This window comes from Brevundimonas olei, assembly GCF_037055245.1.
GTDB lineage: Bacteria > Pseudomonadota > Alphaproteobacteria > Caulobacterales > Caulobacteraceae > Brevundimonas > Brevundimonas olei.
Genome location: NZ_CP146369.1, coordinates 2,362,018 through 2,375,479, shown reverse-complemented (window position 1 = coordinate 2,375,479; position 13,462 = coordinate 2,362,018). Strand labels below are relative to the sequence as shown.

Below are 13,462 nucleotides of genomic sequence, written 5' to 3'. Positions count from 1 at the left end.
TTCAGGGCGCCAGGCGGGGCGCCAGTTCGGGGGCTGCGGCGATCAGGTCGCGCGCGACCAGGGCGGCGATGACCTGCGCGCCCTCGGGGCCCAGATGGGTGTAGTCGAAGTCCTCGGCGTGACGGTCGTGGGGGCCTGCCGTCGTCGCCACGGCGAGCGGCGCGGCGGGCGAGTTTCCGGCCTGAAGCTCGGACAGGAAGTCGGGCGGAGGCGCGCCGGGCGCCATGCGAGCGGCTTCAAGCGCGCCCATGCTCTGGACCAGGTCGCCGCTGGCGGCGTGCAGGTCGATCAAGGGCGCGCCGGTCTCGCGCGCCACGCGGCGCACGGCCTCGGCCCAGGGCTCAAGCGTGTCCTGCAGGCGGCCGTTGCTGAAGGATCGGCGCGTCAGGGGCGTCACCAGGACCGGCCGCGCGCCGCGCGCCCTGGCTTCGTCGACATAGGCCCTGAGGTTGGCGGGAAACTCTGTCGCCAGCTCGGTGGAGCTGCGCTTGCCCGGCTGATCGTTATGGCCGAACTGGATCAGCACCCAGACCGCCCCATAGCCGGGCGTCGCCATTTCGTTCAGGGCCAGATCCCATGAACCTTCCGCGCGATAGGTCGAGGTGCTGCGGCCCTGACGCCCCAGGTTGACGCAGGCCAGGGACGACAGGACGTGCCGGCCGCAGAAGGCGCCGCCCCAGCCGCTGCCGACCGAGGTCGTCGAGTCCCCGACCAGTATGATCTTTTCGGCGTCGATCGGCCGCTCCTGGGCTCTGACCGCGCCGGCGCAGACCAGGGTCGCCGCGATAGCGGCCGGCAGGGCGCATCGGATCATCAGACCCGGCGGGCCTTGATCGCGGACTCCACCGTCAGGGCGAAGAAGATGGCGGCGATGATGATCAGCAGGCCGTAATCGTGGCCGGGGAAGACCAGTGGCGCGCCCGCCGCCAGGATGATCAGCGCGGGAAACAGGCTGGCCCAGACGGCGGTGGAGGCGGCGTCAGGATGGATCATCGGCGGCCGCTGCAGGCTCATTCGCCGGGCCATCACGCCGTTCAGCGGCACGAAAACGGCCGGAACGACCACGGCGATGACCACATACTTCAGCAACTGACCCGGCGCGCCGAACAGGGTCGCCGTGGCGATCAGCAGGATCAGCGGAATGGCCGTGGTCAGGGCCAGCAGCAGGTTGGGCTCGATACGCTTCAAGACTTCACTTTCACATAGGCGCCGGGCGCCGGTTCGATAGGCTTCAACGGCCCGACCTTGGGATCACGCGCCGGGATCTGCGCGCCGGACCGGGCGTGCAGCCAGTCGGCCCAGTGCGGCCACCAACTGCCGGGATGCTGTTCCGCCCCCGCTTGCCACTCCTGAAGCGTTTCGGGAAGGGCGGCGTTGATCCAGTGCTGATACTTCTCGGCCGAGGGCGGGTTGATGACCCCGGCGATATGGCCCGATCCGGCCAGCGTATAGGTCACCGGCCCGCCGAACAGCCGGGCCGAACGATAGACGGAGTTCATCGGCGCGATGTGGTCCTCGCGGCTGGCCTGGAAGTAGAGCGGGATGCGGACCTTCGACAGGTCGATGCGCTCGCCGTCGATCTCCAGCTCGCCCCCGGCCAGGGCGTTCCGGCCATACATCAGGCGCAGGTATTGCAGGTGCAGCCGCTTGGGCATCCGCGTCTGATCGGCGTTCCACGCCAGCAGGTCGAAGGCGGGCGGCGCCTTGCCCATCAGATAGTTGGACACGAAGAAGGACCAGATCAGGTCATTGGCGCGAAGGGCGTTGAAGGTGTCGGCCATCGCCGTGCCGGGCAGGACGCCGCCCGCCTCGTCCATCAGCCGCTCGATCTCGGCCAGCCAGTGCTCGTCGGTGAACAGCAGCAGGTCGCCCGCCTCGGCGAAGTCGTGCTGGGCGGCGAAGAAGGTGGCCGAGGCGACACGGTCGTCCCCCTTGGCCGCCATGTGCGCCAGGGTGGCGCCCAGCATGGTGCCGCCGATGCAGTAGCCGACGGCGTTCAGATGTTTCTGGCCGGTCTGCTCCAGCGTCTTCTCGACGGCGCGATAGACGCCCTTCTTCATATAGTCGTCGAGGCCGAACTCAGCCTTGTCGCGGTCCGGGTTGACCCATGAGCAGACGAAGACGGTGAGGCCCTGGGCGCTCAGCCAGCGGATCAGGGAGTTCGCCGGCTGCAGGTCCATGATGTAGAATTTGTTGATCCACGGCGGGAAGATCAGCAGCGGGACGGCGTGCTGCTGATCCGTTGCGGCGTCGTACTGGATCAGCTCGAACAGCTCGTCGCGCCAGACGACCTGACCCGGCGCCGTGGCGACGTTCTCGCCCAGGACGAAGCGGCCGTAGTCGGCCTGGCTGATCTTCAGCGACCCGGCGCCGCGCTCCAGGTCGGCGGCGAAATTCTGCATCCCGCGCACCAGGGATTCGCCGCTGGTCTCAGCCAGGGCTTTCAGCGCCACGGGGTTCGACGCCAGGAAGTTGGCGGGCGAAAAGGCGTCGGTCAGCAGGCGGGTGAAGAACTCGGCCCGGCGCTTCACACGCGGGTCCACGTCCTCGACGCTGGAGACCAGGCTGTTCATCCAGTCCGAAGTGGCCAGATAGGACTGGCGCATCATGTCGAACATGGGGTTTTCGGACCAGGCGGGGTCGCGGAACCGCTTGTCGGCCGGGGCGGGGTTGTCGACCGTCTCGCCCATGGCGCGGCGCGTGGTGGTCGACCACAGCTCCATATAGCGGCCGAACAGGTCGGCCTGGGCCTGAAACAGCTTTTCGGGCCGGGCGGCCAGGCTGGTCATGATCGAGGACATGGCCGGGGCCACGTTGAACGGATCGGGCGACAGGGCGGCGGGCCGGTCGGCCTGCGACAGGGCCGCCTCGGCCACCGCCGTCTGGGCCATCATCGCCGCCTTGGCCAGGTTCAGCGACAGGGTCTCCAGCTGCTGACGCTGGTCGGCGCTGAAGGCCATGAAGTCGGGCGCGGAGGAGGGGGCTTCGGCGGTCGCCGCCGGTTCCGCAGCGGCAGCCGGTTGCGGCTTTTCAGCAGGCGCAGCCTTTTTCACGCGGGGCTTGGCCGAGGTCGGGCGCCCCGCCTTGCGCGGTGCGGGGGCGTCGGCCGGCGTCGTCTTCTGGGGCTGGGCCTTGGTCGGGCGCTTGGCCATGGCGAACCTCCGATGGGGACGCGCGAGTTCGCACGCCTTCCTCCCGACGCGATGATGGCATATGTCAGTGACGGAAATGAACGCGCTTCTGCTGAAAAAGACGGGATGGACGGCGGCTTGGGGCATGGCCCTGAGTTCCGCCGTGGCGCTGGGCGGCTGCGTCAGCGCCTTCGAGCCCAAAACCGACCCGACGTCGCCTCTGGCGCCCCGCATCCAGAAGCTGGTGGACGAGAATCGCCAGTATCCGCGCTGGGCCGATTTTCCGCGCACCAGCACGCCCTTGCCGGCTCCGGCCGAGATCGCCGCTGAGGTCGGGCGTCTGGAAAGCCGCAACACCGCCCTGACCGCCGATATGGCGCGCATCGACTGGACGCTGGACAGCGACCCGGCCGCCTTCGTGGAATCGATCAACCGTCGTATCGACGCCAGCCAGATGTCGCCCCAGACCCTGCGCACCGCCGAGGAGGTCGAGGCCTACGCCGAGGAATTGCGCCGGCGCGCCAAGGCGCCGCCGCCGATCGACCGCCCGCGTCCTTGAGGCCCATGACCGCGACAGGCGTAGCCCGCCCCTAGGGTGCGAGCCGCGCGAACGTCGCGTCGTGGTGCGAATCCCGCGATCCTGCGCGGCGGCGAAAGTCGTCGCCCGAACTGTCCAAGAAGGTCCGTCATGGCCCGTCACGCCTGCATCGCCCTTCCTTTCGCCCGTCGAGCGTCTTGATGGCGGACGGCGCCGCTTCGCCTGCCTTCCTGGGCGTCAGCCGCTCGCTGTCCGGGCGGGCCTGGCGACAGCGGCCGGCCGAGGCGACGACGATCCGCGCCCATATGCAGACGCTGGGGCTGGACGAACCGCTGGCGCGGGCGCTGGCGGCGCGCAAGGTGGCGGGCGAGCAGGGCGCCGACTTCCTGAAGCCGACGCTGAAGGCGCTGTTCCCCGATCCGTCCAGCTTCATGGACATGGACGCCGCCGCCGCCGCCATCGTCGACGCCTTGCAGGCGCAGGCCAGCGTTCACGTCTTCGCCGACTATGACGTGGATGGAGCCTCCAGCGCGGCCCTGCTGGTGCGCTGGTTCCGGGCGCTGGGGGCGGACCTTCCCATCTATGTCCCCGACCGCCTGACCGAAGGCTACGGCCCCAGCGCGCGCGCCTTCGATACGCTGAAGGCGCGCGGCGCCGATCTGGTCATCACCGTCGACTGCGGGGCGGCCGCCAATGAGGCGGTGGCCCATGCGGCGGCCATCGGCCTGAAGGTCGTGGTCATCGACCACCACATGATGCGAGAGGAGCCGCCCGCCTGCCTCGCCGTGGTCAATCCGAACCGGCCGGGCTGCGGCTCGGGTCAGGGCAATCTGGCGGCGGCGGGCGTGGTCTTCGTCCTGCTGGCCGCCCTGAACCGCGAGGCGCGCGGGCGCTGCCTGTTCGAGGGCAAGGCCGAGCCCGACATCCGTCAGTGGCTGGACCTGGCCGCCATGGGCGCCATCTGCGACGTGACGGGCCTGACGGGCTTCAACCGCGCCCTGACCAGTCTGGGGCTGGGGGTGATGTCGCACTGGCGCAATCCGGGCCTGCGCGCCCTGCTGGCGGCGGCGGGCGCCGAGCCGGGGCCGGCCAAGACCAACCACGCGGGCTTCATCCTCGGTCCGCGCATCAATGCGGGCGGCCGGATCGGCAAGTCGGACCTGGGCGCGCGCCTGCTGTCCACCGATGACGCCGACGAGGCGAGGTTGCTGGCCCAGGAACTGGACGCCCTGAACCTGGCGCGGCGCGAGGTCGAGGCCGAGGTGACCGAACAGGCCGTCCGCCGCGTCGAGGCGACCGGCGCCCACGCCGACGACAGCGCCGCCGTGGTCGTCTGCGGCGAGGATTGGCACCCCGGCGTCGTCGGCATCGTCGCCGGGCGCCTGCGCGAACGCTGGAGAAAGCCGGTCATCGTCATCGGCGTCGACGCCGTCAACGGCGTGGGCAAGGGCTCGGGCCGCTCGCAGCCGGGCATGAACCTGGGACGGGCGGTGCAGGCGGCCTGGAACGAGGGCCTGCTGATCGCGGGCGGCGGCCACGCCATGGCGGCGGGGCTGACGGTGGCGGCCGACCGCATCGACGAGCTGCGCGCCTTCCTCAACGACCGCCTATCGGCCGAGCGCGTCGAGGCCGTGGCCCAGGACTGGGTCGAGGTCGACGCCCTGATCGACCCGCGCGCCGCCACCCGCGACCTCTTCGAGGCTTTCGAGCAACTGGCGCCCTACGGCCCCGCCAACCCCGAGCCCCTGTTTGCGCTGGAAGGGGTGCAGGCGCGCGAGCCGGTCGCCATGAACGGCGGCCATGTGCGGTGCCGCCTGGTCGGTCCGGACGGCGCCTCGGTACGGGCCATCGCCTGGCGCTGCGCCGACCTGCCGACGGGCAAGGCGCTGCTGGCGGGGCAGGGCGGTCTGAACCTGGTCGGACGCCTGAAGGCCGATGACTGGAACGGCCGTCGCGGCGTCCAGTTCGAGATCGAGGACGTCGCCGATCCGCGTATGGCCTGAGGGCTGTCAGGCTTGGCTGCGAAACGACGCAGGTCTTTGAAAAAGTCGCACAAATCCGCGTCGGCGCGCTTGCCATAAGCGGAATCGGCGGCTATCTACACGGTCCTCCGCGCAGCGGTCCCTTCGTCTATCGGTTAGGACGCCAGGTTTTCAACCTGGAAAGAGGGGTTCGATTCCCCTAGGGACTGCCACGCGGAGTTTTCTCCCAGAAAATTCGAATGCATTTGCGGCGGCGATAGCTTGCGCGGATCGGCCGTGCTGCGTTCTCGATCCACGCTGAAGGCAGGCTTTCGTCGTTTTTTTGAAAAAGCGCGAGACGCCCTCTTGCATCGCCGAAAAGGGACGGCTATCAGGCCGCTCCTCCGCGCAGCGGTCCCTTCGTCTATCGGTTAGGACGTCAGGTTTTCAACCTGAAAAGAGGGGTTCGACTCCCCTAGGGACTGCCACGCGGGGCGAATAACGTCTTCTCCCGTCATCGTTATTTCTTTCACCGAGCGACTTCGCGCGGTCTTTTCGCGTGCGCGACATTTGGTTGTCGACAATGTGGCGTAAAAGGGGCAACGTGTATGTTCGAGTTCAAAGAACCGTGTTAGTGTAGCTGACCCGATTGTTGCGGGCGGGGGTTCAAGGTGGCGAGTTGTGACGTGATGGAGCCTATCGAGACCGTAAAGGTCGTCGGAAAGGTCAAATGGTTCGATGCCGGCAAGGGGTATGGCTTCATCGTGCCGGACCAGCCGGAATTGACCGAGGAACGCGACGTGCTGCTGCACGTCACCAGCCTGCGGGATGCGGGCCATGAGTTGGCGGGCGAGGGCGCGGCCATCGTCTGCGACTGCGCCAAACGCTCCAAGGGCTGGCAGGTCGTCAACATTCTCGAACTGGAGGCGACCGCAGCGCCGGTTCGTCGCGATCCCGTCCGCAGTTCGGCTCACGCCCGTCCGGAAGGCCTGCCTGACGGCCCGCTGGAAGCGGCGGTCGTCAAATGGTTCAATCGCACCAAGGGCTATGGATTCGTGGTGCGCGAGGGTGAGGCGGGCGATATCTTCGTCCACGTCGAGACGCTGCGACGCTGCGGCCTTGACGATCTCCTGCCGGGCGATCCGGTGAACGTGCGCTTCGCCCAAGGGCCCAAGGGCCTGGTCGTGGCCGATATCAGAGCGGGCGGATAACCTTCGTCCGCTAGAGGACGAAGACATGGTGAACCGGCGCATCCTTCTGGCCCTGGCCCTCTCTGCGGCCGCCGCGACGGCGGCCTGCGCCCAGAAGGCGCCTCTGGATGCGACCGGCCGCCCGCTGGAGCCGCTGACGATCGTCACGACCTCGGGCGAGCACGAATTCATGGTCGAGATCGCCGACGACGACGCGAAGCGCCAGCGCGGCCTGATGTTCCGACCGCCTCTGCCCGACGGCCGTGGGATGCTGTTCCAGTTCCCGGTGGCGGCGGAGCAGAGCTTCTGGATGCGCAACACGCCCAGTTCGCTGGACATCCTCTACATCGACCCGCGCGGGCGAATCGTCTCGATCGCCAGGCACGCGACGCCCAACTCCGACACGCCGATTCCCTCGAACGGGGCGGCCAATGGGGTGCTGGAATTGCGGGCCGGTCGCGCCGACGAGATCGGCGCCAGGCCTGGCGATCAGGTTAAACACCCCTTCTTTCATCCCTGAGCGACGATAGGCCGTCTCATCCGTTGCGGAGGCGGCTCCGTCGTGTCATGAGGGCGCTCCGTCGGTCCGGGGTGTGGCGCAGCCTGGTAGCGCATCTGGTTTGGGACCAGAGGGTCGGAGGTTCGAATCCTCTCGCCCCGACCACGGAAATCAATGGGTTAGCGGTAATGTCCGCCGATCCGTCCAACTGTCGTCCAAGTGCGCGTCCAACTTTTCGTTCATGACGCGTTCGCGGATTTGATGATTCCCCTCTTCATTTGAGCGTTCCGGGCGACAGTCGAATCGCGCGGAAGATATTTCGATAGGATCGTGGTGACGCTTCCCAGGCTGTGCCCAGTGATGGCGGCGATTTCGGCGATGGTGCATCCAGCGCGCGCAAGCTGGACGACGCATGAGTGGCGAAGCTGACGCAGCACCAGGGGGCGTGCTTCTTCGATCTCCGCCGTCAGATCTCGACGTCTCGCCTGCAACTCGGCCTTCGTGCCAGCTTCATTCTGCATCAGCTCGGCAACGCGCTCTGCGACTACGGCTTTCCGCACCCAACGGAACGACTGGCTCAGGCGGTTCTCTGTGTAGGCCTTGCCGGTCCGCTCGTTGCGAAAAAGAAAAAGTTGCTCTTCGTCGACTAGGGGCTGCAACAGTTCTCGGAGCGTCTCGCTGATCTCGATGGTGACTGGCGCGTCAGTCTTGGATTGATCGAACGAGAAAACACCCGCATCCGAGTCGTACTCCGCGCCGGGGCGAAAGGCGCGAACGTCAGTCAGGCGCTGCCCAATTTCCCACTCCAGCAGGATGATGAGGGCGATGCTGTCCATGCCCTGAGCGCGAGCTATGCGGACGTATGTGTCGACATCCTCCTGCTCCCATATCAACGCCTTGGGCTTGGGTATCTTTACGCGAATACCCTTGGCCGGGTTGTCCGTGCGCCACGCCAGCGCGATGGCCTGTTCCATAAGCAGGCGAATGACTTCCAGCACCCTCTTTTTGGTCGTCGGTCGATCATTGAAAACGGAGAGGAATGCTTCGATGCGGGCGCGGCTTAGCGTCGTAGGGTCCGGGTGCCCCGCCATTGCGGACCAAGTCAGCACCTTGCCAATGAAAAACACATACCCGTCTCGGGTCTTCGGCCTAAGATCGCCCCATGCGCTGGATTTTTGCAGGGTTCGGACGAGGGTCGGGAAGCTTCTCGCCGGCGCCGCATCGGCTGATCCGCGGCGAACCTCGTTCAGTCGATCGAGCAACTTCGCCCCTTCGATCAGTAGGGCGCCGAACGCCTCGTTGGAGATGGCCTCGATGTCGGCTGACAGGTCGTGCTGACTGCAGATGCGGATCGCGGGCGCCCAGCCGGGAGGGCGCAGACGCGCGGGGACCTGAAAGTAGGCTGCAGCCCTACCGCCTGTCCGCTTTTTTAGGACGACGTAGGGGCCCAGAGAGCGCTTCGCGGAGGGCATCGGGGTCAATGTCCCAAGGGTCGGGGGCTTCGTGCTGGTCATGGGCAGATATTCCAAGGGCGGTCAACACCGCGTCGCGGTTGTAGATCCCGCCGCGCGGGCCGCGGTCGATGGGCTTCGGCATCCTGCCGGTGCGCTGGCGCTGCCAGAGCGTGGAGCGGCCGTAGCCTGCGAGCTCAAGAACCTGGGGCAGGTGCAGGCGAGGGGGGAGGGAGGTTGCGTCAGTCATAGGCGCAGATCAGGACGATGGGGGTCATGCCGGCCCTCCGAGCAGAAGCGTGGTCGGCATCGAGCCCTGCTCATAGGCAATGGCGAGCTGGGGCTTCATGAACTGGCCCACGGTCGATCCGTCAGGCAGGACGGTGTGCGCCAGGAACTCGTCTTCGATGGTGGTGATCCCGGCAGCGACAGCCTCCAGCTTCGCCTTGATGACGAGGGCGAGCGCGCGCCAGCGCTGACGGCCAGCCTGCTCCCAAGCCTTCTCGGCCTCGGCGGGTGAGCGTAGCGTCCCGCGCGCAGGGGTGTGTGTGAACTCCCGCGACTTCTGATCGGGCATGGGTAGGACGAACTTCACCATGCGGTCGCTGATGCGGAAGCCGATCATGGCCGCTGTCTGCTCGCTCGCATACATGAACGACGTGGCGCCGTAGCGCTTCAAGGTCGCTTCGATCTCGGCCCTGCTGCGGTCTTGCGAGACGGACGTCTCGGCGGCGTAGCGGCTCATTCCCCCTCTCCCTGTTTGGCGCGAAGGACTGCGATGACCTCGCGCATGTCAGCAGCCAGGCAGTGTTCGTTGTCGGCATCCGCATCAGCCTGAACGCGATACGGATCGCTCACCGGCAAGCCGTCCGCGAAGGTGGCGAGGATTTCAGCACGTCGCCCGTAATGATCCGCGCGCTTCTCCAGCCTAGCGATGAGGGCGGACAGGTCAGCGGTCATGGGTGGTGTCCTTGATTTGGATGACCTGAACTCCAGCCTTCTCGGCTCGGCCGACCATATCGGCGGTGCCGCGACCACCCGGGAAGGCGACTACGAGGTCTGGTTGATGGCCGATCATCCGCTGGTTGCGTAGCGGTCCGGCGCGCTTGCCGTCGCGGCTCCAGTTTGCCGGAACAGGCCAGCACTTGACGCGCCTCTCCCCGGCCCACCGACCAGCAAGCGTATCGGCGCCGCGCGCGTTACCATGGATGATAACATGGATGCCTCGGCCGCTAACATGGATGCTATCGAGAGCCTCGCAGACGGCTTCATAGTTCGAGTAGTCCCGACCTCCGCAGACGATCACTCGCAACGGATCAGCGTCCGCGACGGGTATGGAGCCGCTTGCGGCGGAATGAACCCTATTCATCTTCTGCTCCTGGTGCTGGAGGGAGGGGGTTGAGACGGCGCGACGGATCGGCGGCTTGCTTGGCGATGATGGCCTTGGCGCGATATTGGTTCCTGGCGGCCTCGGTCAGATTGACCCAAGGAAAACATCCGTCGTCGGCAGCAAGTTTTTTCGCTTTGGCGTCAGCAAGTTCGCGAGCGTCCTCGTCAGCCTCAAGCCGTGAGATCAAGGCCGGGTAGTTCAATCGCGCCCATTCGCGAGCCCCACGGCGATAGGCAACAAGAACGGCCTGATAGAGGTCTTCTTCCAGCCCCTCGCGTTTCTCCACCATCTCGCGGATGCAGGCGGCGGCTTCGGTGAGGAGGGCATGAGGAACGATGGCCCCGTCCAGGTCGCCACAGTATCGCGTGATGGTCTGTTTGCTGTTGCGCTCCAGCCGCCCCACCAGTTCCATAGGGTCGGTCATTGGCGCATCTCCTCAACCGCCATCTCGACAAGGGTGTGTGCCAACAGGCGGGCCTTGTGCGGCGGAACGCGGGTGCAGGTCTGTATCTCGACCTTCACGCCCGCCAGTTCATGCTCGGCGGTGACGATGCCGTAGTCGGGACCATTCGTGTGCTGACCGCCCTTGCCGTGCCACATGCTGACGAAGCCGTATTTGATCTCACCCACGTTCGGCCTCCTTACTGCTCCAGACGATCTCAGGCTTGCGCTGGTCGATGGCCCTGACCTGATCAATGACGGCTTGCGCCGCTTCCAGTGTCTTCTCTCCGCTGCTGAACCCCTCAAGGAGGTCCCATCCCGGCCGACCGGTGAGGGAATAATCCGGCACCAGTTCCTCGGGGATGAAGAGGTCTCCGTTTTTCCTAATGCGATACTCAGGCATCGGGGGGCTCCTTGCTGAGGAAGGTGCGGGCGGCCCTAACGGCCTGCCGGTGCGCCAGATAATGACCGTGCTGCTCGGGCGGGACCTCACCCTTGGCGATCCCGGTCAGGACCAGAACGGCCTCAGCCAGCCGCTCTCGCATTGCCCTCAGCGCGCCCGGCACCTCGCCCAGCATGGGCTTGACGCCGATGCCTGACGCCTCGCGGATGTCGGCCATGCGGAAGAGCCAGCGGGTGTTTTCCTCATCCGCCTCTGCCAGCTTGCGCTCTGCTTCGGTGGCTCGGGCTTCCCAGAACTCCAGGTGCTCGTTGCCGTTTTGGACCGCGTATTTCTGCGCCGCGTTCTCTGCGAGGAGGGCTAGGACAGTGGCGGGACCGGCGGAGTCCAAGAAAGCGAACCAGATGCGGTGTGCATCATCTCCATCCAGGCGACCGACAGCATCACGCCGAACACGCTTAGCGGCCTCAGCCAGCCTCGCCAGTTCCGCATGATCGCCGGAGCCGGATGCGAGGGCGGTGAGGACGGCATCTGCTTTGGCGATGGAAGCTTGCCGACGAGCGTGGAAATCGGTCACGGCGGCCCGCGTCGGAACTGGCATGTCGTCGGCCCAGACCTCGGGATCGAGCGTTGCCGCCACCTTCTCGCGCGGGGTGAGGGGGTGGGTCATTGGGGGTGCTCCACCAGAATGGCGGGGTCGCCAATCAGCACCTTACGGCACGTCCAGCCGTGTTTACGACGCCAGTGTCGCCAGTCGTTCGGCATGTCATCTACGAACGCCTTGATGCTGTCCTTGCGATAGGCCCTGATGGTGTCATTCGCCACACCGCCGAAGCGGTTCACGCAGGCCCAGGCGGTTTGAGTCTGAATGCGGCCGCTCACTCCCCGCCCTCCTTATCCGTGGGGGTGGGCCAAGCCGCTCGCATTGCCGCCATCGCCTCACCTTCGGCCTTGAGGTATTGGGCCTCGCGCTCGGGCGAAACATCACCCTCTCCGAAGCACACCGGGCAATCGCGCTCGCCGTAGTTGTCGCAGACGCACAGGTCGCCGCCGCAATGGCAGGACACCGTCCCATCGCCCATGCAGCGCGGGCAGATCACGCCTTCGTCGCGGTCGTCGTATTCGGAGCAGTCCATCACTTCGCCCCCTGTTCGGCTTGCTGGGCGGCGAGGGTGGCGCGGGCATCCTCGACCGACTTGAAGAGCCGAATTTCGTAATCGTCAGCCTCGCCATCACCCGTCGTGTCGAAATCGATCCTCAACGCCCATACGGGATCATGCTCGGTCGCCCGCCCCAGCTTGGCGACGCCGCACATCTCACCGCCCGTTGCTGCGTCGTATGCGTCCTCAAGGCTATTGAACGTCTGTTCCCAATCTTCAGCGTTCCACCACAGGTTAGCTACCCGCAGCGCGTCGGGGGCGGGGTGGAAATACAGCGGTAGGTATCCCTCTCGCTCAATGCACGTCAGGTCCGTGACCTGGCCCGCTAACAGCCGCATCCAAGCCACCGGAAGCGCGTCCTCGCGGGCTGGCGGCTGACGGGAAACGTTGCGCTCGGACAGGACAACAGTCGGCCGATATAGGTCCAGCGCCTGTTGCCAGTCGGCATGAGTGCCGTTCTTCTCGGCTTGGAAATCGGGGCCATGCTCGACCTTCAGTCCGAGAGCCTTCAAGGCGATTTCGATCTCGCCCATGACGGCGGACTTGCCCGAGCCGGTCAGGCCCGAGACTTCGACGTGAACGATGCTGTTCATTAGCCTTCTCCCGAGCGGGCTGGCGGCTGGGCGCGGAGGGCGCGGTCCAAGTATTTCCCGAACGTGAAGGGCTTAGAGGTCAGGAGGTATTCATAGATGCCGGTTTCGGGTCGTTCGGCTTCAATGAAGCGCCGCGCTTCCGAAAGATCGGCGTCCGTGGCCCCAGTGAGCATTTTCCAAGCTGATGCGTGGTCCCCCGCGCATGCGTCCAGGCAGTCCGCCAGGGTGCGCTCCCCCGCCTCTGCAGGGGCTTCCAGTGGAGGACACGACAGGGCCTGTTCGATCAACTCGTCGTTGGTCATCGACAGGTTGCGTTCGTGGTGGTCTGCCGGGGCTTCCTCGCGGGTGGCGATTGCAAGGGGGTGAACCTCGGCCGTCGAGAATGCCTTGAGATATTCGTCGACAGACCGTCGATCCATTGTGACGTGCCATCGCTCGCTCGGGGACTCGCGGAACATCCACGCCCTGACCGCCCCGCCTTCCGGCGCGGGGGCTGCGGAGAGCATGGCGTCCACGTCGATGACAAGCTCCTGCGGTCCGTCGTCTTCGGGGTTTTGGATCGTCATCTGCGATCCAGTGGACTCGATAACCTCCCAGCCCTCAGCAATCAGGCGCAGGTATTCAGTGGCGGTGTATTCCGGCTCAACCGGCACGGTAACGCGAGGGGTGGTCATGCTCATGCTGCGATCTCCTGGCGCAAGCCAAGGG

19 protein-coding genes and 3 tRNA genes are annotated in these 13,462 nt (G+C 66.2%); 7 read left to right on the top strand and 15 right to left on the bottom strand.

All coding sequences use genetic code 11. The features are described 5' to 3' along the window. Position 1: 1 nt before the first annotated feature. The 3 genes from V8J38_RS11505 to phaC are packed head-to-tail and all read right to left on the bottom strand — an operon-like array spanning position 2 to position 3,152. A complete protein-coding gene (locus V8J38_RS11505) occupies positions 2-814 on the bottom strand; it encodes a rhamnogalacturonan acetylesterase (protein WP_338575831.1) in 813 nt (270 codons plus the stop codon). After that, positions 814-1,188 carry a hypothetical protein gene (locus tag V8J38_RS11500; RefSeq protein ID WP_338575829.1) on the bottom strand — a complete coding sequence of 125 codons (375 nt, stop codon included), beginning with the start codon at positions 1,186-1,188 and terminating at the stop codon, positions 814-816. Before V8J38_RS11500 ends, V8J38_RS11505 begins: the two co-directional genes overlap by 1 nt. Continuing rightward, the gene (phaC, locus tag V8J38_RS11495) at positions 1,185-3,152 is read right to left on the bottom strand and encodes a class I poly(R)-hydroxyalkanoic acid synthase (RefSeq protein WP_338575827.1); all 1,968 of its coding nucleotides are present in this window, start codon (positions 3,150-3,152) and stop codon (positions 1,185-1,187) included. Before phaC ends, V8J38_RS11500 begins: the two co-directional genes overlap by 4 nt. A 61-nt stretch (positions 3,153-3,213) precedes the next feature. Between phaC and V8J38_RS11490 the strand changes: the two genes are divergently transcribed. From V8J38_RS11490 to V8J38_RS11460, 7 genes are all read left to right on the top strand, one after another. Then, positions 3,214-3,690 (top strand): hypothetical protein, encoded by a 477-nt coding sequence (locus tag V8J38_RS11490; RefSeq protein WP_338575825.1) that lies wholly within the window; start codon positions 3,214-3,216, stop codon positions 3,688-3,690. Positions 3,691-3,869: 179 nt separating this feature from the next. Then, positions 3,870-5,672: a single-stranded-DNA-specific exonuclease RecJ gene (gene recJ / locus V8J38_RS11485; RefSeq protein WP_338575823.1), complete on the top strand. Its 1,803-nt coding sequence runs from the start codon at positions 3,870-3,872 to the stop codon at positions 5,670-5,672. A gap of 116 nt (positions 5,673-5,788) precedes the next feature. Then, positions 5,789-5,863 (top strand) — tRNA-Glu (locus V8J38_RS11480). Between the two features lie 180 nt (positions 5,864-6,043). Beyond that, a tRNA-Glu gene (locus tag V8J38_RS11475) sits at positions 6,044-6,118 on the top strand. A 201-nt stretch (positions 6,119-6,319) separates the two neighbouring features. Further along, positions 6,320-6,841: a cold-shock protein gene (locus tag V8J38_RS11470; protein WP_291782050.1), complete on the top strand. Its 522-nt coding sequence runs from the start codon at positions 6,320-6,322 to the stop codon at positions 6,839-6,841. Positions 6,842-6,866: 25 nt separating this feature from the next. Then, positions 6,867-7,340, top strand: a complete 474-nt coding sequence (locus tag V8J38_RS11465) for a DUF192 domain-containing protein (RefSeq protein ID WP_338575821.1) — start codon at positions 6,867-6,869, stop codon at positions 7,338-7,340. A 67-nt stretch (positions 7,341-7,407) separates the two neighbouring features. Continuing rightward, positions 7,408-7,484, top strand: a tRNA-Pro gene (locus V8J38_RS11460). 74 nt (positions 7,485-7,558) lie between these two features. Here the strand turns inward: V8J38_RS11460 and V8J38_RS11455 are convergent. The 12 genes from V8J38_RS11455 to V8J38_RS11400 form a co-directional block, all read right to left on the bottom strand. Further along, positions 7,559-8,833, bottom strand: a complete 1,275-nt coding sequence (locus V8J38_RS11455) for a tyrosine-type recombinase/integrase (protein ID WP_338575819.1) — start codon at positions 8,831-8,833, stop codon at positions 7,559-7,561. 211 nt (positions 8,834-9,044) lie between these two features. Then, positions 9,045-9,515, bottom strand: a complete 471-nt coding sequence (locus V8J38_RS11450; RefSeq protein WP_338575817.1) for a hypothetical protein — start codon at positions 9,513-9,515, stop codon at positions 9,045-9,047. Beyond that, positions 9,512-9,730, bottom strand: a complete 219-nt coding sequence (locus V8J38_RS11445; RefSeq protein ID WP_338575815.1) for a hypothetical protein — start codon at positions 9,728-9,730, stop codon at positions 9,512-9,514. The genes V8J38_RS11450 and V8J38_RS11445 overlap by 4 nt, the downstream gene beginning before the upstream one ends. Continuing rightward, complete coding sequence (locus V8J38_RS11440; RefSeq protein ID WP_338575813.1) at positions 9,720-10,139, bottom strand: DUF2493 domain-containing protein; 420 nt, start codon at positions 10,137-10,139, stop codon at positions 9,720-9,722. Before V8J38_RS11440 ends, V8J38_RS11445 begins: the two co-directional genes overlap by 11 nt. Next, positions 10,132-10,584: a hypothetical protein gene (locus tag V8J38_RS11435; RefSeq protein WP_338575811.1), complete on the bottom strand. Its 453-nt coding sequence runs from the start codon at positions 10,582-10,584 to the stop codon at positions 10,132-10,134. Before V8J38_RS11435 ends, V8J38_RS11440 begins: the two co-directional genes overlap by 8 nt. Beyond that, positions 10,581-10,790: a hypothetical protein gene (locus V8J38_RS11430; protein ID WP_338575810.1), complete on the bottom strand. Its 210-nt coding sequence runs from the start codon at positions 10,788-10,790 to the stop codon at positions 10,581-10,583. The genes V8J38_RS11435 and V8J38_RS11430 overlap by 4 nt, the downstream gene beginning before the upstream one ends. Continuing rightward, complete coding sequence (locus tag V8J38_RS11425) at positions 10,783-11,004, bottom strand: hypothetical protein (protein WP_338575808.1); 222 nt, start codon at positions 11,002-11,004, stop codon at positions 10,783-10,785. Before V8J38_RS11425 ends, V8J38_RS11430 begins: the two co-directional genes overlap by 8 nt. Further along, positions 10,997-11,671 carry a hypothetical protein gene (locus tag V8J38_RS11420; protein WP_338575806.1) on the bottom strand — a complete coding sequence of 225 codons (675 nt, stop codon included), beginning with the start codon at positions 11,669-11,671 and terminating at the stop codon, positions 10,997-10,999. The genes V8J38_RS11425 and V8J38_RS11420 overlap by 8 nt, the downstream gene beginning before the upstream one ends. After that, positions 11,668-11,883, bottom strand: a complete 216-nt coding sequence (locus V8J38_RS11415; protein ID WP_338575804.1) for a hypothetical protein — start codon at positions 11,881-11,883, stop codon at positions 11,668-11,670. Before V8J38_RS11415 ends, V8J38_RS11420 begins: the two co-directional genes overlap by 4 nt. Continuing rightward, positions 11,880-12,137 carry a hypothetical protein gene (locus V8J38_RS11410; protein WP_338575802.1) on the bottom strand — a complete coding sequence of 86 codons (258 nt, stop codon included), beginning with the start codon at positions 12,135-12,137 and terminating at the stop codon, positions 11,880-11,882. Before V8J38_RS11410 ends, V8J38_RS11415 begins: the two co-directional genes overlap by 4 nt. Continuing rightward, positions 12,137-12,754, bottom strand: a complete 618-nt coding sequence (locus V8J38_RS11405) for a hypothetical protein (protein WP_338575800.1) — start codon at positions 12,752-12,754, stop codon at positions 12,137-12,139. Before V8J38_RS11405 ends, V8J38_RS11410 begins: the two co-directional genes overlap by 1 nt. Further along, entirely contained in the window at positions 12,754-13,434 is a 681-nt protein-coding gene (locus tag V8J38_RS11400) for a hypothetical protein (RefSeq protein ID WP_338575798.1), read from the bottom strand. The genes V8J38_RS11405 and V8J38_RS11400 overlap by 1 nt, the downstream gene beginning before the upstream one ends. Between the last annotated feature and the right edge of the window lie 28 nt (positions 13,435-13,462).

Bases quoted from the DNA above. Each gene is read 5' to 3' on its own strand.
- V8J38_RS11455 (WP_338575819.1), bottom strand. From the start codon at position 8,833: ATGACCAGCACGAAGCCCCCGACCCTTGGGACATTGACCCCGATGCCC.
- V8J38_RS11405 (WP_338575800.1), bottom strand. From the start codon at position 12,754: ATGAACAGCATCGTTCACGTCGAAGTCTCGGGCCTGACCGGCTCGGGC.
- V8J38_RS11445 (WP_338575815.1), bottom strand. From the start codon at position 9,730: ATGACCGCTGACCTGTCCGCCCTCATCGCTAGGCTGGAGAAGCGCGCG.
- phaC (WP_338575827.1), bottom strand. From the start codon at position 3,152: ATGGCCAAGCGCCCGACCAAGGCCCAGCCCCAGAAGACGACGCCGGCC.
- V8J38_RS11490 (WP_338575825.1), top strand. From the start codon at position 3,214: ATGTCAGTGACGGAAATGAACGCGCTTCTGCTGAAAAAGACGGGATGG.
- V8J38_RS11465 (WP_338575821.1), top strand. From the start codon at position 6,867: ATGGTGAACCGGCGCATCCTTCTGGCCCTGGCCCTCTCTGCGGCCGCC.
- V8J38_RS11425 (WP_338575808.1), bottom strand. From the start codon at position 11,004: ATGCCTGAGTATCGCATTAGGAAAAACGGAGACCTCTTCATCCCCGAG.
- V8J38_RS11435 (WP_338575811.1), bottom strand. From the start codon at position 10,584: ATGACCGACCCTATGGAACTGGTGGGGCGGCTGGAGCGCAACAGCAAA.
- recJ (WP_338575823.1), top strand. From the start codon at position 3,870: ATGGCGGACGGCGCCGCTTCGCCTGCCTTCCTGGGCGTCAGCCGCTCG.
- V8J38_RS11420 (WP_338575806.1), bottom strand. From the start codon at position 11,671: ATGACCCACCCCCTCACCCCGCGCGAGAAGGTGGCGGCAACGCTCGAT.
- V8J38_RS11470 (WP_291782050.1), top strand. From the start codon at position 6,320: ATGGAGCCTATCGAGACCGTAAAGGTCGTCGGAAAGGTCAAATGGTTC.
- V8J38_RS11505 (WP_338575831.1), bottom strand. From the start codon at position 814: ATGATCCGATGCGCCCTGCCGGCCGCTATCGCGGCGACCCTGGTCTGC.
- V8J38_RS11440 (WP_338575813.1), bottom strand. From the start codon at position 10,139: ATGAATAGGGTTCATTCCGCCGCAAGCGGCTCCATACCCGTCGCGGAC.
- V8J38_RS11450 (WP_338575817.1), bottom strand. From the start codon at position 9,515: ATGAGCCGCTACGCCGCCGAGACGTCCGTCTCGCAAGACCGCAGCAGG.
- V8J38_RS11400 (WP_338575798.1), bottom strand. From the start codon at position 13,434: ATGAGCATGACCACCCCTCGCGTTACCGTGCCGGTTGAGCCGGAATAC.
- V8J38_RS11410 (WP_338575802.1), bottom strand. From the start codon at position 12,137: ATGGACTGCTCCGAATACGACGACCGCGACGAAGGCGTGATCTGCCCG.